General features: G+C 64.0%; 24 protein-coding genes. 20 read left to right on the forward strand and 4 right to left on the reverse strand.

Annotated elements, in window-relative coordinates:
* Nucleotides 1-254 precede the first annotated feature (254 nt).
* Nucleotides 255-1,175, forward strand: coding sequence for a polyphosphate kinase 2 (ppk2, locus tag A9K71_RS21940; RefSeq protein ID WP_067000709.1), 921 nt, complete (start codon nucleotides 255-257; stop codon nucleotides 1,173-1,175).
* Between the two features lie 42 nt (nucleotides 1,176-1,217).
* Here ppk2 and A9K71_RS21945 read toward each other — a convergent pair whose 3' ends face one another.
* The 3 genes from A9K71_RS21945 to A9K71_RS21955 all read right to left on the reverse strand — a co-directional run bounded on the left by A9K71_RS21945 (nucleotide 1,218) and on the right by A9K71_RS21955 (nucleotide 4,040).
* On the reverse strand, nucleotides 1,218-1,865 hold the full coding sequence (locus tag A9K71_RS21945) for a dihydrofolate reductase family protein (RefSeq protein WP_067000711.1): 648 nt from the start codon (nucleotides 1,863-1,865) through the stop codon (nucleotides 1,218-1,220).
* Nucleotides 1,866-2,011: 146 nt separating this feature from the next.
* Nucleotides 2,012-3,043 carry a porphobilinogen synthase gene (gene hemB / locus A9K71_RS21950; RefSeq protein ID WP_067000713.1) on the reverse strand — a complete coding sequence of 344 codons (1,032 nt, stop codon included), beginning with the start codon at nucleotides 3,041-3,043 and terminating at the stop codon, nucleotides 2,012-2,014.
* A gap of 181 nt (nucleotides 3,044-3,224) precedes the next feature.
* Nucleotides 3,225-4,040 carry a DUF2066 domain-containing protein gene (locus A9K71_RS21955; RefSeq protein ID WP_067000714.1) on the reverse strand — a complete coding sequence of 272 codons (816 nt, stop codon included), beginning with the start codon at nucleotides 4,038-4,040 and terminating at the stop codon, nucleotides 3,225-3,227.
* 167 nt (nucleotides 4,041-4,207) lie between these two features.
* Here A9K71_RS21955 and A9K71_RS21960 point away from each other — a divergent pair, with 167 nt between their 5' ends.
* From A9K71_RS21960 to A9K71_RS22035, 15 genes are all read left to right on the forward strand, one after another.
* On the forward strand, nucleotides 4,208-5,251 hold the full coding sequence (locus tag A9K71_RS21960) for an enoyl-CoA hydratase/isomerase family protein (protein ID WP_067000717.1): 1,044 nt from the start codon (nucleotides 4,208-4,210) through the stop codon (nucleotides 5,249-5,251).
* On the forward strand, nucleotides 5,248-5,670 hold the full coding sequence (locus A9K71_RS21965) for a DUF6163 family protein (RefSeq protein WP_067000719.1): 423 nt from the start codon (nucleotides 5,248-5,250) through the stop codon (nucleotides 5,668-5,670). The genes A9K71_RS21960 and A9K71_RS21965 overlap by 4 nt, the downstream gene beginning before the upstream one ends.
* 239 nt (nucleotides 5,671-5,909) lie before the next feature.
* Nucleotides 5,910-6,425 (forward strand): winged helix DNA-binding protein, encoded by a 516-nt coding sequence (locus tag A9K71_RS21970; protein ID WP_067001002.1) that lies wholly within the window; start codon nucleotides 5,910-5,912, stop codon nucleotides 6,423-6,425.
* Nucleotides 6,426-6,601: 176 nt separating this feature from the next.
* Nucleotides 6,602-7,072 carry a hypothetical protein gene (locus A9K71_RS21975; protein WP_245299712.1) on the forward strand — a complete coding sequence of 157 codons (471 nt, stop codon included), beginning with the start codon at nucleotides 6,602-6,604 and terminating at the stop codon, nucleotides 7,070-7,072.
* 317 nt (nucleotides 7,073-7,389) lie between these two features.
* On the forward strand, nucleotides 7,390-8,643 hold the full coding sequence (locus A9K71_RS21985; protein ID WP_067000724.1) for a L,D-transpeptidase family protein: 1,254 nt from the start codon (nucleotides 7,390-7,392) through the stop codon (nucleotides 8,641-8,643).
* A 139-nt stretch (nucleotides 8,644-8,782) separates the two neighbouring features.
* Nucleotides 8,783-10,423 (forward strand): Na+/H+ antiporter, encoded by a 1,641-nt coding sequence (locus A9K71_RS21990; RefSeq protein ID WP_067000727.1) that lies wholly within the window; start codon nucleotides 8,783-8,785, stop codon nucleotides 10,421-10,423.
* 126 nt (nucleotides 10,424-10,549) lie between these two features.
* Nucleotides 10,550-11,863 (forward strand): serine hydroxymethyltransferase, encoded by a 1,314-nt coding sequence (gene glyA / locus A9K71_RS21995; protein ID WP_067000730.1) that lies wholly within the window; start codon nucleotides 10,550-10,552, stop codon nucleotides 11,861-11,863.
* A gap of 81 nt (nucleotides 11,864-11,944) precedes the next feature.
* Nucleotides 11,945-12,523, forward strand: a complete 579-nt coding sequence (locus A9K71_RS22000) for a hypothetical protein (protein WP_067001005.1) — start codon at nucleotides 11,945-11,947, stop codon at nucleotides 12,521-12,523.
* 217 nt (nucleotides 12,524-12,740) lie between these two features.
* Nucleotides 12,741-13,220, forward strand: a complete 480-nt coding sequence (nrdR, locus tag A9K71_RS22005) for a transcriptional regulator NrdR (RefSeq protein ID WP_059184872.1) — start codon at nucleotides 12,741-12,743, stop codon at nucleotides 13,218-13,220.
* Between the two features lie 2 nt (nucleotides 13,221-13,222).
* A complete protein-coding gene (gene ribD / locus A9K71_RS22010; protein ID WP_067000732.1) occupies nucleotides 13,223-14,350 on the forward strand; it encodes a bifunctional diaminohydroxyphosphoribosylaminopyrimidine deaminase/5-amino-6-(5-phosphoribosylamino)uracil reductase RibD in 1,128 nt (375 codons plus the stop codon).
* A 60-nt stretch (nucleotides 14,351-14,410) separates the two neighbouring features.
* Nucleotides 14,411-15,028, forward strand: coding sequence for a riboflavin synthase (locus A9K71_RS22015; RefSeq protein WP_067000735.1), 618 nt, complete (start codon nucleotides 14,411-14,413; stop codon nucleotides 15,026-15,028).
* A 287-nt stretch (nucleotides 15,029-15,315) separates the two neighbouring features.
* Complete coding sequence (gene ribH / locus A9K71_RS22020; protein WP_067000738.1) at nucleotides 15,316-15,810, forward strand: 6,7-dimethyl-8-ribityllumazine synthase; 495 nt, start codon at nucleotides 15,316-15,318, stop codon at nucleotides 15,808-15,810.
* Nucleotides 15,807-16,301, forward strand: coding sequence for a transcription antitermination factor NusB (gene nusB, locus A9K71_RS22025; RefSeq protein ID WP_067000741.1), 495 nt, complete (start codon nucleotides 15,807-15,809; stop codon nucleotides 16,299-16,301). The genes ribH and nusB overlap by 4 nt, the downstream gene beginning before the upstream one ends.
* The gene (locus A9K71_RS22030; RefSeq protein WP_067000744.1) at nucleotides 16,298-17,518 is read left to right on the forward strand and encodes an MFS transporter; all 1,221 of its coding nucleotides are present in this window, start codon (nucleotides 16,298-16,300) and stop codon (nucleotides 17,516-17,518) included. Before nusB ends, A9K71_RS22030 begins: the two co-directional genes overlap by 4 nt.
* Before the next feature lie 235 nt (nucleotides 17,519-17,753).
* A complete protein-coding gene (locus A9K71_RS22035; protein WP_067000747.1) occupies nucleotides 17,754-19,895 on the forward strand; it encodes a sodium-translocating pyrophosphatase in 2,142 nt (713 codons plus the stop codon).
* A gap of 132 nt (nucleotides 19,896-20,027) precedes the next feature.
* Here A9K71_RS22035 and A9K71_RS22040 read toward each other — a convergent pair whose 3' ends face one another.
* Nucleotides 20,028-20,543: an outer membrane protein assembly factor BamE gene (locus A9K71_RS22040; RefSeq protein WP_067000750.1), complete on the reverse strand. Its 516-nt coding sequence runs from the start codon at nucleotides 20,541-20,543 to the stop codon at nucleotides 20,028-20,030.
* Nucleotides 20,544-20,660: 117 nt separating this feature from the next.
* Between A9K71_RS22040 and A9K71_RS22045 the strand changes: the two genes are divergently transcribed.
* From A9K71_RS22045 to A9K71_RS22060, 4 genes are all read left to right on the forward strand, one after another.
* Nucleotides 20,661-21,203 (forward strand): ubiquinol-cytochrome C chaperone family protein, encoded by a 543-nt coding sequence (locus tag A9K71_RS22045; protein ID WP_067000752.1) that lies wholly within the window; start codon nucleotides 20,661-20,663, stop codon nucleotides 21,201-21,203.
* Nucleotides 21,204-21,214: 11 nt separating this feature from the next.
* Nucleotides 21,215-21,763 carry a DUF177 domain-containing protein gene (locus tag A9K71_RS22050; protein WP_067000755.1) on the forward strand — a complete coding sequence of 183 codons (549 nt, stop codon included), beginning with the start codon at nucleotides 21,215-21,217 and terminating at the stop codon, nucleotides 21,761-21,763.
* Nucleotides 21,764-21,893: 130 nt separating this feature from the next.
* On the forward strand, nucleotides 21,894-22,964 hold the full coding sequence (plsX, locus tag A9K71_RS22055) for a phosphate acyltransferase PlsX (RefSeq protein WP_067000757.1): 1,071 nt from the start codon (nucleotides 21,894-21,896) through the stop codon (nucleotides 22,962-22,964).
* Between the two features lie 9 nt (nucleotides 22,965-22,973).
* Nucleotides 22,974-23,945, forward strand: coding sequence for a beta-ketoacyl-ACP synthase III (locus A9K71_RS22060; protein WP_067000775.1), 972 nt, complete (start codon nucleotides 22,974-22,976; stop codon nucleotides 23,943-23,945).
* Nucleotides 23,946-23,974 lie beyond the last annotated feature (29 nt).

Below are 23,974 nucleotides of genomic sequence, written 5' to 3' on the forward strand. Positions count from 1 at the left end.
TGCGATTTGTTTTGAAGAGGCGCGCCGTCGCGGGCGCCGGGAAGAGGCGAAGTATTTGTAGGACAATTCGGGCGGCTTGTCGCCCCGCCATCGATACGGGCCGATCACATATCGGCTGGTCCAGCGTTGCCGGCTCCTGCTCGCAATAAAACCGTCATTGCGCGTCTGTATCTCAGTCGGCTTACGGAGTTGTGCTTCCGGCCGCGGCCGGAGCGCATCCGAGGCGAAAGTGGCTGACAGGCAGGAGCTGCGCAATGAACGAGGTCAAGACGAATTCCGGAGCCAAGGACTGGCTGGAAGCCGAACTCGAGGACACGCTCGACGAGGACTACGAGCTGGAGATTTCCGAACCCGCGCTCTCGCTCGAGATCGCCAGGATCTACAAGAAGTCGCATCCGCCCTCCATCGAGCGAATTACCTATTTCCGCGAGCTGCTGCGGCTGCAGTCGGAGCTCATCAAGCTGCAGTCCTGGGTTGCCTACCACAAGAAGAAGCTGGTGGTGATCTTCGAGGGACGCGACTCGGCCGGCAAGGGCGGCGTCATCAAGCGCATCACCCAGCGCCTCAATCCGCGCATCTGCCGCGTCGTCGCGCTGCCGGCGCCGACCGAGCGTGAAAGATCGCAATGGTATTTCCAGCGCTACGTGCCGCATCTGCCGGCGGGCGGCGAGATCGTGCTGTTCGACCGCTCCTGGTACAACCGATCGGGCGTCGAGCGGGTGATGGGCTTTGCCAATGCGGATCAGGTCGAAGAGTTTTTCCGCGACGTGCCGGAATTCGAACGCATGCTGGTGCGCTCCGGCATCACGCTGGTGAAATACTGGTTCTCGATTACCGACGAGGAGCAGCAGATGCGCTTTTTGATGCGCATCCACGATCCGATGAAGCAGTGGAAGCTGTCGCCGATGGACCTGCAGTCGCGCGTGCGCTGGGAACAATACACCAAGGCCAAGGAAGAGACCTTCGCCCGTACCAACATCAAGGAAGCGCCGTGGTTCATTGTCGAAGGCAACGACAAGAAGCGGGCCCGACTGAACTGCATCGATCACCTGCTGCAGCAAATGCCTTACGAAGACGTGCCGCATGAGGAGATCACGCTGCCGGAGCGCGTCTTCAACCCGTCCTACGAGCGGCAGGTGCTGCCGCGCGAGCTTTATGTGCCGGAAAAGTATTGAGCACTTCCCCATCTCCCACAGGGGGAGAAGGGGGAGCCGAGCTTACGCCCGCCCGATCATCACATGCGTCGCGTCGGCGGTCGCGACCTGGCTGGTGCAGCGGTAGCCGAGCTTCGGCATGTCCAGCCCGGCGAAAAGATGCTCGCCGGAGCCGAGCAGGATCGGCGAGACCGCGAGATGCATCTCGTCGATCAGGCTTTCCTTCAGATATTGCCGGATCGTGGCGACGCCGCCGCCGACCCGCACATCCTTGTCCTTGGCGGCCGCCTTCGCCTGTTCGAGCGCCGAATGGATGCCGCCGGTGACGAAGTAAAACGTCGTGCCGCCTTCCATTAAGATCGGCGCCCGCTTGTGATGGGTGAGCACGAAGACCGGCACGTGATAGGGCGGGTTGTCACCCCACCAGCCTTTCCAGCTCTCGTCCGGCCATTCGCCGCGGACCGGCCCGAACATGTTGCGGCCGAGGATCCAGGCGCCGACATTCTCGAAACTGCGCACGGCGAAGCTGTCGTCGATGCCCTTGGTCCCGCCGTCTTTGCCGATCACCATCTCACGAAAGGTGCGGGTGCCGATCATCCATTTATGCAGTCCTTCGCCGCCGACGCCGAGCGGGCTTTCGAGAGTCTGATCGGGGCCGGCGCCGTAGCCGTCCAGCGACAGGGTAAAAGCGTTGACGCGCAGCTTTGACATGATCGCCTCGTGAACTAGTTGTATTTTGCAAGCAGTCATGGGGTAACTTAACTGATTGCATAATGCAAGCGGAATTTTCCGGCGAGCGATCGTCTCGTCGGGCGGCGCCCAGGTGACGCGGCGAGAATTTAAGATTTCGCCTGGGCCTAGCCCCTCAGCATCTCCGCTACGGTCGGCGCGAAATAGGTGAGGACGCCGTCGCAGCCGGCTCGCTTGAGGGCGAGAAGCGATTCCAGCATCGCCTTTTCGCCGTCGATCCAGCCATTGGCGCTGGCCGCCTTGATCATCGAATATTCGCCCGACACCTGGTAGGCGAAGGTCGGCATCTGGAACTCGTCCTTCAGCCGCCGGATGATGTCGAGATAGGGCAGCCCCGGCTTCACCATCAGCATGTCGGCGCCTTCGGCCAGATCCTGCTCGGCCTCGCGCACGGCTTCATCGGAATTCGCGTGGTCGATATAATAGGTCTTCTTGTCGCCCTTGAGCAGGCCGGCGGTGCCGACTGCCTCGCGATAGGGGCCGTAGAAGGCCGAGGCGAATTTCGTCGCATAGGACATGATCGCCACGTCCTGGAAGCCGTTGGCGTCCAGCGCGTCGCGGATCGCGCCGATGCGGCCGTCCATCATGTCGGACGGCGCGATGATGTCCGCGCCGGCGGCTGCCTGGATGACGGCCGCGGCCGTGACCTGCTCGACGGTTTCGTCGTTGACGATGATGCCGTCGCGCAGGATGCCGTCATGGCCATGGCTGGTGAACGGATCGAGCGCCGCGTCGGTGATGATGCCGATCTCCGGCACCGCATCCTTGATGGCGCGGGTGGCCCGGTTGATGACATTGTCGGGATCGAGGATATGCGAGCCCGTCTGGTCGCGCAGCGAAAGCTCGATGTTGGGAAAAGTCGCGATCGCCGGGATGCCGAGCTTGGCGGCGCGCTCCGCTTCCTTCACCGCGAGGTCGACCGACAGGCGGTAGACGTCCGGCATGGCGGCGATCGGCTCGCGCACATTTTTACCCTCGACGACGAAGATCGGCCAGATCAGATCGTTCACCGAGAGCTGGTTTTCCTGCACCAGCCGGCGCGACCAGTCGGCCTTGCGCATGCGCCGCAGCCTGCGGCTGCCTGTGATCTCGTCGACGCTGCGGGCGCCGGCAGGCTTTGCGGGGGTAAACTTGTTCATCGCCAGAACTCTGTTGTCGTCCCGGCTTTTACCATGCGCCCCTGCCGCTGACCAATGCGACACGATTGTGCCAGTTGCTTCCGTGAAGAACGGGGAGAGGCGATCGCCGGCGCTGGAGCACTTCCCTTCTCCCTTGACGGGGAGAAGGTGCCGGCAGGCGGATGAGCGGCAGCGCCGACGTTTACGGCTGTCCATTCCCCGACAGAATCTGTGCCGCGCCCTTCACAGCCACGCGAAAAGCCTCGTCGAAGCTGACGCCACGCACCTGCCATTGATAGGTCTTGCCGTGTTCGGCCAGCCGCCAGTCGGCGATCCAGCCCAATTCCTTGTCGTTCCACACGATGCTGCCGGCGAGCGCCCGGTCGGCACCCGCCTGCCGGGCGAGCTGGTCGAGCTTTGCCATATCGGCAGTGCGCAGCGCCTTGTCGTCGAGGCCGGCGAGCTGGTTAGCCTCTGGAAAGCTGACATGCACCGAGAGCGGCGCCGTGGCATTGGCAAAGGATTCGCGCATTGACTCGCCGCGATCCTCGTCGGCCGTCAGCACGAAATGTTGCGCCCCTTGCTCGGCCGTTATGAAGACGGCAATCAGCGGCCGCTCGCCCTGCCATGGCTTGCTGCCGAGCTGCGCCAGGAGCTTGTCGACCACTGTGGGCTTGTAGAGGCAGGTGAGGTCGTGCGGCCGGTCATGCGTGCCTTGCTCGTCATGGATCGGAACGCCTTCCAGCCGGTCGCGGTAGCGGAAGGATTGGACGAAGTCAGCCGCCTTATTGCGCAGCGCCAGCATCTCCGGCTTCTGCGTCAGCCGCTGATCGCCTGAAACCTTGACCAGCACCTTGTCCAGGCAATCCCTGAAGCCGATCTCGCGATTAGGCTCGCCGGTGCCGGTGACGATCGTCTGCGCCAGGTAGAGTTCGGAGGCTGCCTCGGCGGCGGCCGGCGCAACTCCCAGAAAGAGGAGACCTGCCAATCCAGCAACGAGACGAGAAACCCCAGCCATGTCGATTAGCTCGAAATCTGTCGCGCCGCCTACGCGCGACACTTTGCCGGTTACCTAACACCGGAAGCGGCTGGCCGCCAGCGCGGCGTTGCCGCCATTGACGCATCCCTATGCCGCCTTTAGCACTTCAATCCCCCTGGAAGGGCGGAGAGGAGGATTCTCTGGCGATGGATTTTGGCGGAGGCGACGAGATTCGCTTCGAGCGTCTAGGCAAGGCGGGCGTCGTCACACTGACGCGGCCGCAGGCGCTCAATGCCGTCACCCATCGCATGGTCAAGGCGCTTGGCAAGGCGCTTGACGCCTGGGAGGGCGATGCCGGCGTCGCCGTCGTCGTCGTCAAGGCTGAGGGCAGGGCATTTTCCGCCGGTGGCGATATTCTGCACATTTACGAGGCGGGCCGCGCCGGCAAGCCGCCGGTCGACTTCTTCGCCGACGAGTATCGTCTCAATGCCCGCATCGCCCGCTTCAGGAAACCCTATGTCGCGCTGATCGACGGCATCGTCATGGGCGGCGGGGTCGGCATTTCCTTCCACGGCTCGCACCGCGTGCTGACCGAGAACGCGCAATTCGCCATGCCGGAAGTCGGCATCGGCTTCTTCCCCGATGTTGGCGCCAGCCATTTGCTGCCCGATCTCGGCGGCAGCTTCGGCATGTATCTGGGGCTGACAGGAAACCGCATCCGCTATGGTGATGCACTGTGGTCGGGCCTCGCCACCCACACGATCAAGGCCGAGGACCAGGCGGGGCTGCTTGACGAGCTGGCCACAAGCGGCGACGCGAACGCGGAGTTGCGCGATTTCTTCACACCCGCAAGACGCGAGACCGAGCGGCAGGATCTGGAATCGATCGCCCGCCATTTTTCGCAACCCTCGCTCGCCGCTATCGTCGCCAGCCTGGAGCGGGCATCCGCCACCGACGCTTTCGGCGACAAGACGCTGGCAACGATCAGGACGCGTTCGCCGACCAGCCTCAACGTCGCCTGGCGCGAGATCAGCGCCGGGTCGACGCTGTCGATGGACGAGTGCATGAAGATGGAGTTCCGCATCCTCAACCGCATGCTGGCCGGCCACGACTTTTATGAAGGCATCCGCGCCGCCATCATCGACAAGGGTTCGAAGCCGGAATGGCGGCCCGCCAGCCTCGATGCGGTGAGCGCAGCCGATGTCGACGCGTATTTCGCGCCGCTCGGGGCCGGGGAGCTGGAGCTGTGAGCGAGGTCACCTCCAGGCGCGTGGTGCTGCAGCCCTCGACCACCGAGATCATCTTCGCCTGGTTCCAGCGGGTCATTGCCGGCTACTGCCTGCTGTTCGGTGTCCTCTACTGGGTCCGGCTGATCGGCATCTATCCGGGCGAGCTCTGGCGCTTCGATCTGATGCCGGTGCACTGGCAGGTGGCCGCGGCCACGCTTGCCGTTTTCTTTCCTTTCGCCGCCGCGGGCCTTTGGATGCTTGCCTCCTGGGGGCCAGTGATCTGGTTCATCTGCGCGGCGACCGAGACCGTCATGTATGCCGGTTTTCCCAATCTCTTCGGCCACCGGATCCTGATCGTCGTCTCACATGCCTGCGTGGCGCTGCTCTACATCGTCTTCCGCGTGGTCATCTGGCTGCAGAAGCGCCAGCTCAGGCAATAGCTTGCCGGGCGGCGTAAGGAACCTAGATACGGGGTCGGCGACTGCCCCAAAACCCTTGGCTAAATCTTTAGGTTAATTGTTCTTGCTCGTATGACCGTTCGTTAAGCCTCTTTCGAAACCTCTTACCGGTAAGCTCTTGTTAGCCCTGGCGTTTAAGTCGAATTTTATGAGTATTCGATAGTGTCGCGATCAAGGTGAAGAACAAAAAATCACCGGGCGACAAACGAGAGGCAAAGACAATGATCAATTCGCGTCCGGCGGCGAAGACCGCCAACGTTTCCGACGATCGCCGCGAGGCGATCCGTTCGCTGTACATGGAATCGCTGCAGCTGGTGGAGCGTCTGCATCGCCGTCTGCTTGACGTGATCAAGGACGAGTTCGACCGCAACGGCCGCTCCGACATCAACGCCATCCAGGCGCTTTTGCTCTTCAACATCGGCAATTCGGAGCTGACCGCCGGCGAGCTGCGCTCGCGCGGTTATTATCTCGGCTCGAACGTCTCCTACAATCTGAAGAAGCTGGTCGACCTCGGCTTCATCAACCACCAGCGCTCGCGCATCGACCGCCGCTCGGTCCGCGTCTCGCTGACGCCGAAGGGCAACGAGGTGGCCGAGGTCGTCGCCGGCCTCTACGAGCGCCATGTCGGCTCGATCGAGGCCGTGGGCGGCATCAACACCGACGAGTTCAAGCAGATGAACCGCGCGCTCCAGCGTCTGGATCGCTTCTGGAACGACACGATCGCTTACCGGATGTAAGCGGATTCGAAATCTGAGACGATCGAAGTCGCGCCGAAGAAGCGCGGCCGGAGGAAACAATCAGGGCCGGTGCCGACAGGTGCCGGTTCTTTTCTTTTGCGAAAGCGCGCTGCAGCAGGGCGCTTGACCGCCGAGCAGCGCGCGTGGAAGCTCTGCAGGCAAAAGAGGAGGGCCTCATGCGTCATATCCTGCTTGCGATTTGCGCTGTGATCCTTGTTTCACCGGCCGCTGCCCGGACCCTCGGTTATGGCTCCAAGGCCGGAATGGAGGTTACGGTCGTCAAGAAATCCGGCATCAACACCTCGCATGCCAGCATCCTGACCAAACATACGAGGCAGAACGCCATCGGATCCTGCCGCGACTATGTCGGTGAGGTAACCGAGGATTGCATCGCTAAGGAAATGAAAACGCCCTTGCATCTGGAGATCACAGCGGACTGCAAGAGCGGAAAATTCACCACCTTTTACGGCGCCAACATGCTGTTCCAGGGGCGCAGCCCCGCCGGAAGCGAGACGGATTATCAGATCACCGACACCGACGAGAACGTGGTGCTCGATGGCTCGGGGGCCTCGGGCTACGACTTACACGCTGGAGCAGTTCAAAGCCCTCTGCCCGAACCGGGTGAAATAGGGGCAAACCGAGGATGACGGCGGGCATCTGGTGAACCCGCCGCTATCGGCGATGCCAAAATGCCTCGGTCCCATTTTTTGATCATCTTGCCGGATGCAAATCGCGGGCCAAGGTCACGTTGCCGCCATAATCGCAGTGAAAGCGAGAATGCGGGTGATGCTGCGGGCCGAGGCCCTGCGCTTCCTGGAGCAGGTGTCGTGTCCTACGTTTTCACGCCCTGCTGACGCAAGTCATGGTTGGCTAATTGTTAAGATTGCCGACCCTAGAGTGCGGGCAACCCGCCAGTAGAGCGAACTGAGCGAGATTAGATATAGCTAAAATGTCTGGAACATCCATGAGAACCAGCCGCCGTTTCTTCCTGACCGGAGCCTCTGCGCTCGCCGCCGCCGTCGTCGCCGGCCATGCCAGCGCGCAGGATGTGATCGGCGACATTCTGAAATCCTCGACCCGCGGCAATTGGGACGACCAGTTCGACGCTCGTGCCAGCGAGACCGGCAAGGTTGCGTCGACGCTGCCGATCTTCAGCCTGCAGACCGTAGCCTTCACCGAGCAGGCGGTGGCGCAGTACCAGGGCATTGTCGGCCAGGGCGGCTGGGAGCAGGTTCCGGCAACCAAGAAATTGCAGCTCGGCGTCGACGATCCGGATGTCGTGCCGCTGCGCAAGCGGCTGATGGTCTCGGGCGACCTGTCGCAGAGCGCCGGCATTTCGACGGCGTTCGATTCCTATGTCGACTCGGCGGTCAAGCGCTTCCAGCTCCGTCACGGCCTGCCGGCCGACGGCTCCATGGGCAAATACACCTATTCGGCGATGAACGTGCCGGCGCCGATCCGGCTTGGCCAGCTGCAGACCAATCTGCAGCGGCTGCGCGAGAAGGCGGGCACGCTCGGCGACCGCTATGTGCTGGTCGATATTCCGGCCGCGCAGGTGGAAGCCGTCGAGAACGACCGCGTCGTGCTGCGCCACACCGCGATCGTCGGCAAGATCGACCGCCAGACGCCGATCGTGAATTCCAAGATCAACGAGATCATCGTCAATCCTTACTGGAACGCGCCGGTCTCGATCGTGCGCAAGGACATCATTCCGCTGATGCGGAAGGATCCGAACTACCTCAAGGACAGCCACATCCGGCTGTTCGCGCCTGACGGAAGCGAGGTCGATCCGATGACCGTCGACTGGTCGACGGACGATGCCGCCAAGTACCGCTTCCGCCAGGATCCCGGCGCCGGCAACGCCATGGCCTCGGTCAAGATCAATTTCCCGAGCCCGGACGGCGTCTACATGCACGACACGCCGCAGCAGAGCCTGTTCGGCAAGCTGATGCGCTTCGACTCTTCCGGCTGCGTGCGCGTCCAGAATGTGCGCGACCTCGTCACCTGGATCCTGCGTGATACGCCCGGCTGGGATCGCCAGCATTTCGAGGCGGCGATCAAGACTGGCGAGAATACGCCGGTTCAGGTGGTCAACCCGGTGCCGGTCCACTTCCTGTATCTGTCGGCATGGTCGACCGGACCCGGCGTCGTGCAGTTCCGCGACGACATTTACGGCCTCGACGGCAACAGCGAGCTGCAGATTACTTCTGCGCTGTAACCGATTGATATAAATCACGAAAAGGCCGCTCTTGGAGCGGCTTTTTTGTTTGCATGTCGCCAAACAGTGCGCAGCGGTTTTGGCAGAGCGACATGCGTCGAAAAGTGAGACTTAAAGCGCGAGCAGCTGGAATTGCATCATGGACGTCGCCGTCTTCATTCTCGTCGTGCTTGCTTTCGTGGCGCTTTCCGGCGCTCTCGTGCGGCTGGTGCGGGTGCCGCTCCCCGTGCTGCAGATTGCGATCGGCGCCGCGCTTGCCTGGCCGGCCAAGGGACTGCATGTCGAGATCGATCCGGAACTCTTCCTGCTGGTGTTCATTCCGCCGCTTCTGTTCGGTGATGCCCTCGCGACGCCGAAACGGGAGCTGATCGAGCTGCGCCGGCCGATCCTCGATCTCGCCGTCGGACTTGTCTTCTTCACCATCGTCGGCTTCGGGTATGCTCTGCACTGGCTGGTGCCAACCATCCCGCTGGCGGTTGCGTTCGCTTTGGCCGCCGTGCTGTCGCCGACCGATGCCGTTGCTGTGTCCTCGATCGTCGACCGCAATGTCGTTCCGGCTCGGCTGATGCACATATTGGAAGGCGAATCCCTGCTCAATGATGCCTCCGGCCTGGTCATGTTCCGCTTTGCCGTTGCGGCGGCGCTGACCGGCAGCTTTTCGTTCGCCGCCGCCTCGTTGAGCTTTTTTTACGCCGTGGCGGCCGGCATCCTCGCGGGCATTGCGGCGTTGTTCGTCGCCGCCAAGGCGCTGCAGGTGCTTGGCCGCATCGGCGGCACGCCGGCGGGGGCGCAGGTGCTGGTGATGGTTCTGCTGCCCTTCGTCGCCTATCTGATTGCCGAGCATGTCGGCGCTTCGGGCATCCTGGCCGCGGTCACCGCCGGCCTGGTTACGGGCACCTCCGGCATTTTCCGCCATCTCTCGATCTCGGCGCGGATCCAGGCGATGTCGCTATGGTCGATGCTGACCTTCGTCTTCAACGGCGCTCTCTTCATCCTGCTTGGCCTGCAGCTTCCTGACATCATCCGCAGGGTCCCGCCGGAACTCACCAGCCGGCACTGGCTGTTCGAGCCGGTGCTGACCGTGCTCATTTTGACGCTCTGCTTGATCGGCCTGCGCTTCCTCTGGATCTGGATCGGCGACATGGCATCGATGATCGCCGCGCGACTCGGTAAGCGCAAGGCAGAGCCCTTTGGTTTCCGCGTCAGGCTTGCCGGATCGGTGGCCGGTGTGCGCGGCGCGATCACGCTTGCCGGCATCCTGTCGCTGCCGCTCGCGCTGCAGGATGGCTCGCCCTTTCCAGCGCGAGACGTGGTGATCTTCCTCGCCGCCGGCGTCATCATCTGCTCGCTGGTCATCGCCAGCCTTGCTTTGCCGAGGATCGCCCGCGGGCTGGTCGAGCCAGGCGAGGATCCGGGTGCGGCCGAGGAGCGGCGGGCGCGTGTGGGCGCCGCCGAGGCCGCCATCGCCAAGATCGAGAGCCTCGCGATCGAGGGCGGCGAAGGCGAGGCGGCCGAGGCTCGGCTCGCGGTCGCCGACAGCATCGTTGCCGGCTACCGGCGCCGCATCGCGGCTTCCGACGAGGTCGAAGAGGCGCGCGCCGAGGCGCGCGAATCCGGGCGGCTGGAGCTTGAGCTCAGGCACGCCGGCATCGAGGCGGAGCGCGCCGCCGTGCGCGCCATGTTCCGCACCCGCCAGATCAACGATCACACGATGCGGGCGCTGCTTTCCGAGATCACTTTGACAGAAGCGCTGCTCAAAAGCCGGCGCGACCGGAAATAGTGTTCAGCCGATTTGCTTGGCGCAATCCGGCTAGCAAATTTCGCGCCGCAAACGTGGCGGGCTCCAAACAACTGTGTTAATGGCGCGGCGACCTCGCAGACCTCCGGCCCCAAGGGAAAGCAAGCCATGTCAAATGCCGCGGCAGCCTCCAACAAATTCGAATCCTTCTTCGAGACCACGCTTGCCGACGCCGATCCGGAAATTTTCGGCGCTATCCGCAACGAGCTTGGCCGCCAGCGCCATGAGATCGAACTGATCGCCTCGGAAAACATCGTGTCCCGCGCCGTGCTCGAGGCGCAGGGGTCGATCATGACCAACAAATATGCCGAGGGTTATCCGGGCAAGCGCTATTACGGCGGCTGCCAGTTCGTCGACGTGGCCGAGGAACTGGCCATCGAGCGCGCCAAGAAGCTTTTCGGCTGCAACTTCGCCAATGTCCAGCCGAACTCGGGCAGCCAGATGAACCAGGCCGTCTTCCTGGCGCTTCTGCAGCCCGGCGACACGTTCATGGGCCTCGATTTGAACTCCGGCGGCCATCTCACGCATGGCTCGCCGGTCAACATGAGCGGCAAATGGTTCAAGGTCGTTTCCTACGGGGTGCGCAAGGACGACCACCTGCTCGACATGGACGCGATCGAGAAGACCGCGCATGAGACGAAGCCGAAGCTGATCCTGGCCGGCGGCACGGCCTATTCGCGCATCTGGGACTGGAAGCGTTTCCGCGAGATTGCCGATTCGATCGGCGCCTATCTGATGGTCGACATGGCGCATATCGCCGGTCTGGTCGCCGGCGGTATGCACCCGTCGCCGCTGCCTTATGCGCATGTCGTGACCACCACCACGCACAAGTCGCTGCGCGGGCCGCGCGGCGGCATGATCCTCTGCAACGACGAAGAGATCGCCAAGAAGATGAACTCGGCGGTTTTCCCGGGCCTGCAGGGCGGCCCGCTGATGCATGTCGTCGCAGCCAAGGCGGTGGCGCTCGGCGAGGCGCTGAAGCCGAGCTTCAAGGCCTATGCCGAGAGCATCGTCGCCAACGCCAAGGCGCTGGCTTCGAGCCTGCAGGAAACTGGCCTCGACATCGTGTCGGGCGGCACCGACAACCATCTGATGCTGGTCGACCTGCGCCCGAAGAACGCCACCGGCAAGCGCGCCGAGGCGGCTCTCGGCCGCGCCAACATCACCTGCAACAAGAACGGCATCCCCTTCGACCCCGAAAAGCCGTTCGTCACCTCCGGCGTCCGTCTCGGCACGCCGGCCGGCACCACGCGCGGCTTCGGCCAGGCCGAGTTCCGCGAGATCGGCAAGCTGATCGCCGAGGTGCTGGACGGGCTGAAGGCGGCGAATTCCGACGAGGGCAATGCGGCAGTCGAGGCTGCGGTCAAGGCCAAAGTCACGGCGTTGACGGATCGCTTCCCGCTCTATCCTTATCTCGGTTGACCGGAAGCCGCGCGTCATCTTTTATCCGCCGGCAATGCGCGCCGTCCTGATTGGACGGCGCCGCGAACTGGAGACTTGATGATGCGCATTTTCCATCTTGCCGCCTTGGCCCTGGTCGGCTCGCTGGCCGGTTTCGCCGTGTCCGGCGCGGCCGGGCAGGAGCAGGCGCAGCCAGAACCGGCCACAAACACCTTCGGCAGATGGACCACGATCATCGACACGCTCGACGCCGGGCAGGATGCGCACAAGACCTGCGCGGCCTCCGCGGCTTTCGTCGACGGCATCGGCAATGCTGGCACGCTCACGCTGTCGATCTCGACCGGCGACGCGCTGCCGCCGGATGCCTATCCCGCTATCATGATCGCTGTCGACAACAAGGACCTGCCGACCGGCAAGGACATCGCGGCGACCTTCGGCGACCCCGGCATCAAGGTTTCCGCGAAAGTCTATTCGAACGCCGTCGGCGGTCGTCCCAGCTGGACGGTCGACAACCAGGCGAAGACAAGTCTCGCTCTGCTGCGCGCCATGCGCAAAGTCACCTCGCTCGATGTTGTTTTTGGCAAGCAGACCGTCGCCAGCATTCCGATGGACGGCTTCACCAAAGCCTACCGCAACCTCGGCACGTCCTGCGGATTCCCGACCAAGGACGTCGCGCCCTGAACCGACCGGGCACGACAGGGGCAGGGCGCTGGCAATCTTTCTCGCGCCTCGCTATCTCTGAGAAATGAAAGGCTCTAAGCCTTCCGCTCACCAGAGCGAGATGACGCTTCCTTGAATCGCCATCTCGCTCTAAGATTTTGTTTTTGAAGCATGATCTTCTCCGAAGAGTCTGCAACTTTTCGGGATCATGCTCTGAATCGCAAACCCAAGGCTCTCCATGCGCTGCCCCTATTGCCAGTCCGAAGATACGCAGGTGAAGGATTCGCGTCCCGCCGAGGATGGCGCGGCGATCCGCAGGCGCCGCGTCTGTCCGGACTGCGGCGGCCGCTTCACCACCTTCGAGCGCGTGCAACTGCGCGATCTCGTCGTCATCAAGAAGTCCGGCCGCAAGGTGCCGTTCGACCGCGACAAGCTGCTGCGCTCGGTCGAGATCGCGGTGCGCAAGCGCAATGTCGATCCCGAGCGGATCGATCGCGCCGTGACCGGTATCGTGCGCCAGCTCGAAAGCTCCGGCGAGACGGAAGTGGCCTCCGGCGAGGTCGGTCGGCTCGTCATGGAGGCGCTGAAATCGCTCGACGACGTCGCCTATGTGCGCTTCGCTTCGGTCTATCGCAATTTCCGTGAAGCCAAGGATTTCCACGAATTGCTGGGCGAACTGAAGGGCGACGAAGAAAAGACCGAAGAGGACGCCGGCTGATCATGGCGAAAGCTCAATTGGGCGAGGCCGAGCAAGCAGCCCTTGATAGCCGTTTCATGGCGGCGGCCATCAGACTGTCGCGCCGCAATGCCGGCCGCACTGCGACCAACCCTTCCGTCGGCACCATCATCGTGCGCGACGACGGCGCCGGCCCGATGATCGTCGGTAGCGGCGTCACTGCTGTCGGCGGCCGGCCGCACGCCGAGACCGAGGCGCTGGCCGAGGCCGGCGAACTGGCCCGCGGCGCCACCGCCTATGTGACGCTTGAGCCCTGCGCCCATCACGGCCGCACGCCGCCTTGCGCCACCGCGCTGGTCAATGCCGGCATTGCGCGCGTCGTCGGCGCGGCAAGCGATCCCGATCCGCGCGTTTCCGGCAAGGGTTACGCCATGCTGCGCGCCGCCGGCATCGAGGTCGTGGAGAAGGTGCTCGCCACAGAGGCCGCCGAGCAGATGGCCGGCTATCTGATTCGATCTTTGAAGAAACGTCCCGAAGTGACACTGAAGCTTGCGCTTTCGAGCGACGGCAAGATCGGCCGGAAAGGCGCCGGCCAGGTCGCCATCACGGGCGAGATCGCCAGGCGCGAAGTCTATCTTATGCGCGCGGAGGCCGACGCTATTCTGGTCGGCATCGGCACTGCGCTGGAGGACGACCCGGCGCTGACCGTGCGCCTACCGGGGTTGGAGAACCGCTCCCCGGCTCGCATCATCCTCGATCGCCAGATCCGGCTGCCGGAGTCGTCGAAGCTTGTTTCCGGGGTCGATCGTGTACCGCTCTATGTCGCGGCGTGCGCCGAGGCCGATCCGCAGCGGCGGGCTGCGCTCGAACGCGCAGGCGTGCACTTCATCGGCACTGAAACCTACGAGAGCGAAGTAGCCCTGCCGGAACTGCTCGAGGACATTGCAGCGCTCGGCATGGCGAGCGTACTGGTCGAGGGCGGCGCCAAGGTGGCCGAGGCCTTCCTGGCGGAAGACCTCGTTGACCGCATCGTCCTGTTCCAGGGACCGGAGGCGATCGGCGAGGATGGTATCACCTCGCCGATCGACGCTGCGCATATCCCGCCGGGTTTCCGCAAATTGCGTGAGATGCGCTTCGGCGAGGACAGCTATGCCGAGTGGGTAAGACCATGATCCCAAAAAGTGGGAAATGGTTTCGGATAAGAGCATGGTCAAACTGGAAGACACGATCTGATGTTTACGGGAATCGTTACGGATGTCGGCACTGTCGCTTCGGTGAAGCCGCTCAGCGAAGGCGTCGGCCTGCGCATCGACACGGCCTATGACCCGGAAACGATCGCGATCGGCGCTTCGATTTCCTGCGGCGGCGTCTGCCTGACCGTGACGGCGCTGCCCGAGAACGGCTCGAACGCGCGCTGGTTTGAGGTCGAAGCCTGGGAAGAGGCGCTCAGGCTGACGACTGCATCCGGTTGGAAATCGGGCACCAGGATCAATCTCGAACGGGCGCTGAAGATCGGCGACGAGCTCGGTGGCCATATCGTCTCCGGCCATGTCGACGGCACGGCGGAAATCGTCGAGCGCAAGGAAGAGGGCGATGCCGTGCGCTTCACGCTGGAGGCGCCGCGTCACCTGGCGAAGTTCATCGCGCCGAAAGGCTCCGTCGCGCTCGACGGCACCTCGCTTACGGTGAACAAGGTCGAAGCTACGCGCTTCGATGTGCTTCTGATCCAGCACTCGCTGAGCGTCACTACCTGGGGCGAGCGCCAGGCTGGCGACCGCGTCAACATCGAGATCGATATCATGGCCCGTTATGCCGCGCGCTTAGCCGAGGCGGCGAAACAGGGGCTTTGAGCGCAGCCGAGGGGTTCCGGGGAGGCGGCGCGGATCGCTGAGGTGCCAGGTCGCGCCGGCGCCTCAGCTTCCCTTCTCGGACTGAAGCTTGAGCGGGGTGATCGGCACCCTCGAGCACCGATCTCGATCCTCGAGGCTTCGCCTGCTAGCTGAAGAAAGCCCCGGAAGATCGCGATGCTTGGGATCTGGGCCTGTCGGGAGATGCTGGACCTGTGTCGGGCGGCAATCTTGTGCTTGCGATCGATCCGGCTTCGGCCTAAGTCACCGGCAACCCCCCGGAGACGTTTATGGCAGGCATATCCCAACACGGCAAAGCGTTCATTCGTCCGCAGGCGAAGGCGCATCTGCTTATCGTCGAGGCGCGTTTCCACGACGACCTCGCCGACGCGCTGCTCGAAGGCGCGACCAGCGCGCTGGACGAGGCCGGCGCCACTTATGACGTCGTGACTGTTCCTGGCTCGCTCGAAATTCCGGCCGTCATCACCTTCGCGCTGGACGGTGCCGGCGAGGGCGGCGTACACTATGACGGCTTCGTCGCGCTCGGCACCATCATCCGTGGCGACACCTATCATTTCGACATCGTCGCCAATGAATCGAGCCGTGCGCTGATGGATCTTTCCGTGCAGGAAGCGGTCGCGATCGGCAACGGCATCCTGACCACCGAAAACGATGCGCAGGCCTGGACGCGGGCCAAGCGCACCGAAGGCGACAAGGGCGGCTTTGCCGCCCGCGCGGCGCTGACCATGATCGCGCTCAAAGAGAAATTCGGAGCCCAATCGTGAGCGATCCTGCCCAGACCGGTGCGGCGCGCCACGCCAACAAGCGCGGTGCCGCCCGTCTTGCCGCCGTCCAGGCGCTCTACCAGATGGACGTGGCCGGCAGCGGTGTTTTCGAGATCACCGCCGAATACGAGGCCTTCCGCCTCGGCAAGGAAGTCGACGGCGCGCTCTATCGCGAGGCCGACGCGCAGTGGTTCCGCGCCATCCTGACCGGCGTCGTCGAGAACCAGAAGACCATCGATCCGATCATCCGCCAGGCGCTGACTGACGACTGGCCGCTGTCGCGGCTGGACTCGACGCTGCGCGCCATCCTGCGCGCCGGCGTCTATGAGCTGATGAAGCGCGAGGACGTTCCCGTGGCCGTGATCGTGTCGGAATATGTCGACATCGCCAAGGCCTTCTACGAGGAAGACGAGCCGAAGCTGGTCAACGCCCTGCTCGACCGTGTCTCGCGCCGGGTACGGGGCGAGGGTCGCGGCAAGGACGCATCGTGACCGCCACGGCAGTCGTCGCTGACGCCGGCAGGGAAGCGCGCCGCACGGCAGTGCTCCTCGCGGCCGCGCAGGCGATCGTCGGTTCCGCCGCGCCGATCGCCATTTCCATCGGCGCGCTTGCCGGCCAATATCTGCTCGGCCCCGACAAGTCTCTGGCGACGGCGCCGGTCACCGGCTTCAACCTCGGCGTTGCGCTCGGCGCCCTGCCGGCGGCCGCCATCATCCGCCGGCTCGGCCATCGCGGCGGCTTCATGACCGGCACCATCGTCACCGCCCTCGGCGGGCTGATCGCGACGCTCGCGCTCTTTCAGGCGAGCTTCTGGCTGTTCGCCTTTGGCCTGGGCGTGATCGGTGTCGGCGGCGCCTTCGTGCAGCAGTTCCGCTTCGCCGCCGCCGACAACGCGCCGCCGCAATTCAAGGCGCGCGCCATTTCCTTCGTGCTGGCTGGCGGCATCGTCACCGCCATCCTCGGGCCTCAGATCGTCATCTACACCGGCGACCTTCTGGCGCCGGTGATGTTTGCCGGATCCTTCGCCTCCATCCTGGTGCTGGCCGCCATAGGCGCGATTATCCTTTCCTTCCTGCATACGTCCAGGCGGACGAGCAGCGCCGCCGAAGCCGCCGCAAGCGACGCACGTCCGCTGGTCGAGATCGCCACCCAACCGCGTTTCGTCGCGGCGCTGTTCTGTGCCGTAGGCAGCTATGCGCTGATGAGCTTCGTCATGACCGGCGCGCCGCTCGCCATGGTCGGCTGCGGTCTTTCGACCGACGATGCCACGCTTGGCATCTCCTGGCACGTTATGGCGATGTTCGGGCCGAGCTTCTTCACCGGTTCGCTGATCCACCGCTTCGGCGCCGAGCGCATCGTCGCTATTGGGTTGGTGCTGCTCATCGCCTGCGCAGTGGTGGCGCTCTCAGGCCTTGCGCTATGGCAGTTCTGGACCGCGCTGATCCTGCTCGGCCTCGGCTGGAATTTCGGTTTCATCGGCGCGACCGCCATGGTCGCCGCGAGCTACCATCCATCCGAAAAAGGCAAGGTGCAGGGCTTCCATGACTTCGTCCTGTTCGGCTCCGTCGCCTTCGCCTCGCTGATGTCGGGCGCGGTCTACAATGCCTGGGGCTGGACCATGCTGAACTGGATCGTGTTCCCGGTCGTTGTGCTCTGCTTCCTGGCGCTCGGCACCCTGAAGCTGCCGGGCTTGCGCCGCGCCAACTGACATTGCGCCGTTTGCCGGCGCGCAATCGATCTAAATGCACGGCGGCCCCTGCCGGTGAGTCGCGGCGTTCGTCTTTCCGGCGAAAGCCGGGCAAAAACCGAACAATATCTTGACGTTCCCAGCCCTGTTTCGCATACACCTTAGCCAAGGGGTGGATTCCGCGTGCGGCGTTCATCTCCGTCCCAACGGCCCAGGGAGGGGTTCTTCTGGGCCATCAATCGAGGAAAATTCGGCAATGACCATCATTACCGCCGTCATCGCCTGCGGCTTGCTGTCAGTCCTGTACGCCATCTGGGCGACACGATCGGTCCTGGCGTCCGATCAGGGCAACCAGCGCATGCAGGAAATCTCCGCCGCCATTCGCGAAGGTGCTCAAGCCTATCTGGCGCGCCAGTACACCACCATCGCCGTCGTCGGCATCGTCGTGCTTCTTCTCGCCTGGTGGCTGCTCTCCATCACGTCCGCGATCGGCTTCCTGATCGGCGCCGTGCTTTCGGGCGCTGCCGGCTTCATCGGCATGCATGTCTCGGTGCGCGCCAATGTCCGCACCGCGCAGGCCGCTTCCAACAGCCTGGCCGCCGGCCTCGACATCGCCTTCAAGTCGGGCGCCATCACCGGCCTGCTGGTGGCGGGCCTGGCGCTGCTCGGCGTCTCCATCTACTACCTCATCCTGACCGGCCCGATGGGCCTGCAGCCGAACGACCGCGTCGTCATCGACGCGCTGGTCTCGCTCGGCTTCGGCGCCTCGCTGATCTCGATCTTCGCCCGTCTCGGCGGCGGCATCTTCACCAAGGGCGCCGACGTCGGCGGCGACCTCGTCGGCAAGGTGGAAGCCGGCATTCCGGAAGACGATCCGCGCAACCCGGCCACCATCGCCGACAATGTCGGCGACAATGTCGGCGACTGCGCCGGCATGGCCGCGGACCTGTTCGAGACCTATGCGGTGACGGTCGTCGCCACCATGGTTCTGGCTGCAATCTTCTTCGGCGGCACGGCGGTGCTGGGCGCCGCCATGCTCTATCCGCTCGCCATCTGCGGCGCCTGCATCCTGACGTCGATCGTCGGCACCTTCTTCGTCAAGCTAGGTTCCAACGGCTCGATCATGGGCGCGCTCTACAAGGGCCTGATCGTCACCGGCCTGCTGTCGATCGTCGGCCTGGCCGTCGCCACTTCGGCGACGCTCGGTTGGGGTGAGGTCGGCACCGTCGCCGGCATCGTCATCACCGGCAAGAACCTGTTCATCTGCGGCCTGATCGGTCTTCTGGTGACCGGCCTCATCGTGGTGATCACCGAATACTACACCGGCACCAACAAGCGCCCGGTGAATTCGATCGCCCAGGCCTCGGTGACCGGCCACGGCACCAACGTCATCCAGGGCCTCGCGGTCTCCTTGGAATCGACGGCGCTGCCGGCCATCGTCATCGTCGGCGGCATCATCGCCACCTACCAGCTTGGCGGCCTCTTCGGAACGGCGATCGCCGTCACCACCATGCTCGGGCTCGCCGGCATGATCGTGGCGCTCGACGCCTTCGGCCCGGTCACCGACAATGCCGGCGGCATCGCCGAAATGTCGGGCCTGCCCAAGGAAGTGCGCCACTCCACCGACGCGCTCGACGCGGTCGGCAACACCACCAAGGCCGTGACCAAGGGCTATGCCATCGGCTCCGCCGGCCTCGGCGCGCTGGTGTTGTTCGCGGCCTATTCGAACGACCTCAGGTTCTTTGCCGCCAATGGCGACAAGTACCCGTACTTCCAGGGCATGGGCGAGATCTCCTTCGACCTTTCCAACCCGTATGTCGTTGCCGGCCTGATCTTTGGCGGCCTCATTCCGTATCTGTTCGGCGGCATCGCCATGACCGCCGTCGGCCGCGCGGCGGGCTCGATCGTCGAGGAAGTGCGCAAGCAGTTCCGCGAGGATAAAGGCATTATGGCCGGAACCTCGAAACCGAACTACGCGCGCGCCGTCGACCTGCTGACCCGGGCAGCAATCCGGGAAATGATCATCCCGTCGCTGCTGCCCGTGCTGGCGCCGCTCGTCGTCTATTTCGGCGTGCTCCTGATCTCGGGCTCGAAGGCCTCGGCCTTCGCGGCCCTTGGCGCCTCGCTGCTCGGCGTCATCGTCAACGGCCTCTTCGTCGCCGTCTCGATGACCTCCGGCGGCGGCGCCTGGGACAACGCCAAGAAGTCGTTCGAGGACGGCTTTACCGACAAGAATGGCGTCAAGCACCTGAAGGGCTCCGAGGCGCATAAGGCCTCGGTCACCGGCGACACCGTCGGCGATCCCTACAAGGACACCGCCGGCCCGGCGGTCAATCCGGCGATCAAGATCACCAATATCGTGGCGCTGCTGCTCCTGGCCGTGCTCGCGCACGGCTGAGCCACGTTCTACCAAGTGACCCGCGGGAGCGATCCCGCGGGTTTTGTTTACGGCCAAGCCGTTTCGGCAAAACAAAAACCCGCCGAAGCGGATTCGGCGGGTCTTGGTCCGTGGACGTCGCTGACAGCGAACTCAGGGCGTGCCGCCGCCCGGGATGCCGGGCGCCAGCTTGCTGGCGCCGTTGATGATCTGGCTGAGGAAGTTCTGGTCCTTGCCGCCCGTCGGCGTCGTCCTCGAGATGAAGTCGAAGACCTTGCCGTCCTTCAGGCCGTAATTGGCGATCTGGGTGACGCGGCCGTCGGCGCCGAAATAGACCGCCAGCACATGCTGGTCGACGATGCGCGGGTTGTCGAAGGCGACGTAGCGCTTGCGCGTCTGCGAGATGTAATAGAACGCCTCGTTGTCGAAGGTCGCCGTCGTCGACGGCGTGCCCAGCGCAAGAAGAACCTGCTCGCGACTCGATCCGACCGGCACCGAGTCGATCGCCGCCTGGTCGATGACGTAGCCTTTCGTCAGCGTCTCGCTCGGACGCAGATCACCGAACATCTTGGACGAATTGCAGGCGGAAAGCGCGGATACCGCCACCAGCAGAGTGGCCACGCCCGCCCGCACAGGCATGAAAAACGACTTGAATTTCAGCGCACCCAACAACAATTCTCCATCACATCCCCGCAGCTTGCGCTGGGCCGCAAAACCGGTAAACCAGCTTGCATGCCGATGCAACAAGGCCAAATCAAACAAAAGGTCCCCGGGAGACCACCCTCAATGTTCCAGCGCCTTTTTGGTCGCGAACGTCACGCCAACCGCGCCATCACCGAGGCGCTCTACGCACAAATCGTGGCGGCGGCGCGGCAAACGGTGTTTTATTCCGACTGGAATGTGCCGGATACGCCGCTCGGCCGCTTCGAGATGCTGTCGCTCCATATGTACCTGATCCAGCACCGGCTGCGCGGCGAGGGCGGAGCCGCGGCCGAGATCGCTCAGGTGCTGATCGACGAGTTCTTCCTCGATGTCGACCATTCGCTGAGGGAACTCGGCATCAGCGATGTCGGCGTGCCGAAGCGCATGAAGAAGCTGGCAAAGATGTTCTATGGCCGCACCGCGGCCTACGACGAAGCCTTGCGGGACGACGACGGCGCGGCGCTTGCCGCGGCGCTCGCCCGCAATGTCAGGCCCGATGCCGGCGAATGGCCTGAGGCGTCGCTGCTGGCGAATCATGTTGGCGCGGCGACCGGGCAGCTTGCCGCTCAGCCGACCGAATCGATCATGGCCGGCGTCGTCGCTTTCCCGGCCGCCGGAGCCGCCTGAAGGAGGCGAGAATGAAGCACGCCGAACCGCAGAGCCCCGTATCCTTTGTCGCCAATGTCGCCCGCCTGCCGCAAAAGGGTTTGCCGGTTGCAATCGAGGCCGACGAAAGGCAGCGCACTGCGCTTGCCGCCGAACATGACCTGCTTTCCGTCGAGAGCTATCGCGCCGAGCTCTTGGTGGCGTCCTGGAAACGCAACGGCGTCAAGGTCAGCGGCCGCGTCGAGGCCGACATCACCCAGGCCTGCATCGTCACACTCGATCCGGTCGCGGCTCACATCGACGAGCCCGTCGAGGCGCTGTTCTTGCCGGAGCAGTCGAAACTCGGACGCGAAGGCTTCGACGGCGGCGGCGAGATCGTCCTCGACGCTGACGGGCCCGACAGCCCGGAAACTTTTTCCGGCGACACCATCGATGTCGGGGCGCTCGCCGAGCAGTTTTTCGGCCTGGCGATCGACCCTTATCCGCGCAAACCCGGCGCCTCGCTAGAGGGCGCGGGTGACGATCAGCCCGAGGAAAGCGAATTCCAGAAAAAGCTGCGTTCGCTGCTCGGAAAATCCTGAAGGCGGCCTGGATTTTGGAAAAGTTGGTTGTGCGGCAGCCCAAAACCGCTATTTTCGCCGAACCTTCGCGAGCCCCCTTACCTCGGCAGGCGCCCGCCGCTAGCCAGGCAAACCGTGAGAAAAACACCGCGTGATCAGGATTTCCATCGATGCCATGGGCGGGGATCACGGACCAGGCGTCGTCATCCCCGCGCTGATGACGGTCGCCATCCGCCGCCCTGACATCCGTTTCGTCATCTATGGCCGCGAGGACGCCGTGCGTCCCGAACTGGCCAAGTTTCCCAAGCTCGCCGAGGTGAGCGAGTTCGTCCATTGCGAGATCGCTGTCAGGATGGACGACAAGCCGAGCCAGGCGCTGCGCCACGGCCGCTGGAAATCGTCGATGTGGAAAGCGGTCGAGGCGGTGAAGAACGGCGCCGCGCAGGCCTGCATCTCGGCCGGCAACACCGGCGCGTTGATGGCGATGTCGAAATTCTGCCTGCGCACCATGGCCACCATCGACCGCCCGGCGATCGCGGCGCTTTGGCCGACGACGCGCGGCGAGAGCGTGGTGCTCGATGTCGGCGCCACCATCGGCGCGGATGCGCATCAGCTCGTCGATTTCGCCATCTTGGGCACCGGAATGGCGCGCTCGGTGTTCGGTATCGAGCGGCCGAGCGTCGGCCTGCTCAATGTCGGCGTCGAGGAGATCAAGGGCCAGGAGGAGGTCAAGGAGGCCGGGCGCATGCTGCGCGAGGCCAACATGGCCTCGATGAACTATCGCGGCTTCGTCGAGGGCGACGACATCGGCAAGGGCACGGTCGACGTGGTCGTCACCGAGGGCTTTGCCGGCAACATCGCACTTAAGACCGCCGAGGGCACGGCAAGGCAGATCGCGGGCTATTTGCGGGCCGCCATGAGCCGCACGCTGATGGCCAGGATCGGCTACGTGTTTGCCAAAGGTGCCTTCGACCGGCTGCGCGAAAAGATGGATGTCGGCCGCTCCAATGGCGGCGTCTTTCTGGGCCTGAACGGCATTGTGGTGAAGAGCCATGGCGGTGCCGATTCGGATGGCTTTGCCGCGGCGATCGAGCTCGGCTACGACATGGTGCGCAACAATCTGCTTGACCGGATCGAGGCCGATCTCGATCTGTTCCATGCGCGCAATCCGACTGCCCAGGCAAACAGGAAATCCGGCGTCGCCGTCGAGGCCGAGGAATAGGAACGAACCTTGATCAGATCAGTTGTGCGCGGCAACGGTGCCGCGCTGCCCCGCCGCATCATGAAGAATGCCGATTTCGAAGGCATGGTCGAGACCTCCGACGAGTGGATCGTCCAGCGCACCGGCATTCGCCAGCGCCACGTCGCGGCCGATGACGAGACGACGGCCTCGCTGGGCGAGGCGGCGGCGCGCGCCGCGCTCGACAGCGCCGGCCTGACGCCAGCCGATATCGACCTGATCGTGCTGGCGACCTCGACGCCCAATAACACGTTCCCGGCGACGGCTGTCGAAATCCAGAACCGCCTCGGCATGCATCACGGCTTCGCCTTCGACATGCAGGCCGTGTGTTCCGGCTTCGTCTATGCGGTCGCCACCGCCGATCTCTATATCCGCGGCGGGCTGGCAAAACGCGTCCTGGTGATCGGCTCCGAAACCTTCTCGCGCATCCTCGACTGGAGCGACCGCTCGACCTGCGTGCTGTTTGGCGATGGCGCCGGCGCCGTGGTGCTCGAAGCGGCGAAAGGGGCTGGCAACATCGCCGATCGCGGCGTGCTGGCCGCCAGCCTGCGTTCGGATGGCGTCCACAAGGAAAAACTCTTCGTCGACGGCGGCCCGTCCACCACGGGAACGGTCGGCCATCTCAAGATGGAAGGCCGCGAGGTCTTCAAGCACGCGGTCGGCATGATCACCGACGTTATCGAGGCCACTTTCGCCGAGGCCGGCATCACGGCGGAAGACCTCGACTGGTTCGTGCCGCATCAGGCCAATAAACGGATCATTGACGCTTCCGCCAAGAAGCTCGGGATAGCCGAAGAGAAAGTCGTGGTCACCGTCGATTTGCACGGTAATACCTCGGCTGCCTCCGTGCCGCTCGCTTTGTCGGTGGCTGTCGCCGACGGCCGCATCAAGAAGGGCGACCTTGTTCTGCTCGAGGCGATGGGCGGGGGTTTTACCTGGGGCGCGGTGTTGCTGCGCTGGTAAGTGCCGAACGCGGGGGTTCGGTCCTTGAC

Origin of the sequence: Mesorhizobium sp. WSM3873 (assembly GCF_001672445.1) — a bacterium.
Taxonomy (GTDB): Bacteria; Pseudomonadota; Alphaproteobacteria; order Rhizobiales; family Rhizobiaceae; genus Mesorhizobium.

Excerpts from the sequence above, each read along its gene's own strand:
- A9K71_RS21990 (WP_067000727.1), top strand. The coding sequence starts at position 8,783 with ATGGACGTCGCCGTCTTCATTCTCGTCGTGCTTGCTTTCGTGGCGCTT.
- glyA (WP_067000730.1), top strand. The coding sequence starts at position 10,550 with ATGTCAAATGCCGCGGCAGCCTCCAACAAATTCGAATCCTTCTTCGAG.
- A9K71_RS22050 (WP_067000755.1), top strand. The coding sequence starts at position 21,215 with ATGAAGCACGCCGAACCGCAGAGCCCCGTATCCTTTGTCGCCAATGTC.
- A9K71_RS21975 (WP_245299712.1), top strand. The coding sequence starts at position 6,602 with ATGCGTCATATCCTGCTTGCGATTTGCGCTGTGATCCTTGTTTCACCG.
- A9K71_RS22045 (WP_067000752.1), top strand. The coding sequence starts at position 20,661 with ATGTTCCAGCGCCTTTTTGGTCGCGAACGTCACGCCAACCGCGCCATC.
- ribH (WP_067000738.1), top strand. The coding sequence starts at position 15,316 with ATGGCAGGCATATCCCAACACGGCAAAGCGTTCATTCGTCCGCAGGCG.
- A9K71_RS22015 (WP_067000735.1), top strand. The coding sequence starts at position 14,411 with ATGTTTACGGGAATCGTTACGGATGTCGGCACTGTCGCTTCGGTGAAG.
- ppk2 (WP_067000709.1), top strand. The coding sequence starts at position 255 with ATGAACGAGGTCAAGACGAATTCCGGAGCCAAGGACTGGCTGGAAGCC.
- A9K71_RS21960 (WP_067000717.1), top strand. The coding sequence starts at position 4,208 with ATGGATTTTGGCGGAGGCGACGAGATTCGCTTCGAGCGTCTAGGCAAG.
- A9K71_RS21970 (WP_067001002.1), top strand. The coding sequence starts at position 5,910 with ATGATCAATTCGCGTCCGGCGGCGAAGACCGCCAACGTTTCCGACGAT.
- hemB (WP_067000713.1), bottom strand. The coding sequence starts at position 3,043 with ATGAACAAGTTTACCCCCGCAAAGCCTGCCGGCGCCCGCAGCGTCGAC.
- A9K71_RS21955 (WP_067000714.1), bottom strand. The coding sequence starts at position 4,040 with ATGGCTGGGGTTTCTCGTCTCGTTGCTGGATTGGCAGGTCTCCTCTTT.
- A9K71_RS22035 (WP_067000747.1), top strand. The coding sequence starts at position 17,754 with ATGACCATCATTACCGCCGTCATCGCCTGCGGCTTGCTGTCAGTCCTG.
- nrdR (WP_059184872.1), top strand. The coding sequence starts at position 12,741 with ATGCGCTGCCCCTATTGCCAGTCCGAAGATACGCAGGTGAAGGATTCG.
- ribD (WP_067000732.1), top strand. The coding sequence starts at position 13,223 with ATGGCGAAAGCTCAATTGGGCGAGGCCGAGCAAGCAGCCCTTGATAGC.
- A9K71_RS21985 (WP_067000724.1), top strand. The coding sequence starts at position 7,390 with ATGAGAACCAGCCGCCGTTTCTTCCTGACCGGAGCCTCTGCGCTCGCC.
- A9K71_RS21945 (WP_067000711.1), bottom strand. The coding sequence starts at position 1,865 with ATGTCAAAGCTGCGCGTCAACGCTTTTACCCTGTCGCTGGACGGCTAC.
- A9K71_RS22000 (WP_067001005.1), top strand. The coding sequence starts at position 11,945 with ATGCGCATTTTCCATCTTGCCGCCTTGGCCCTGGTCGGCTCGCTGGCC.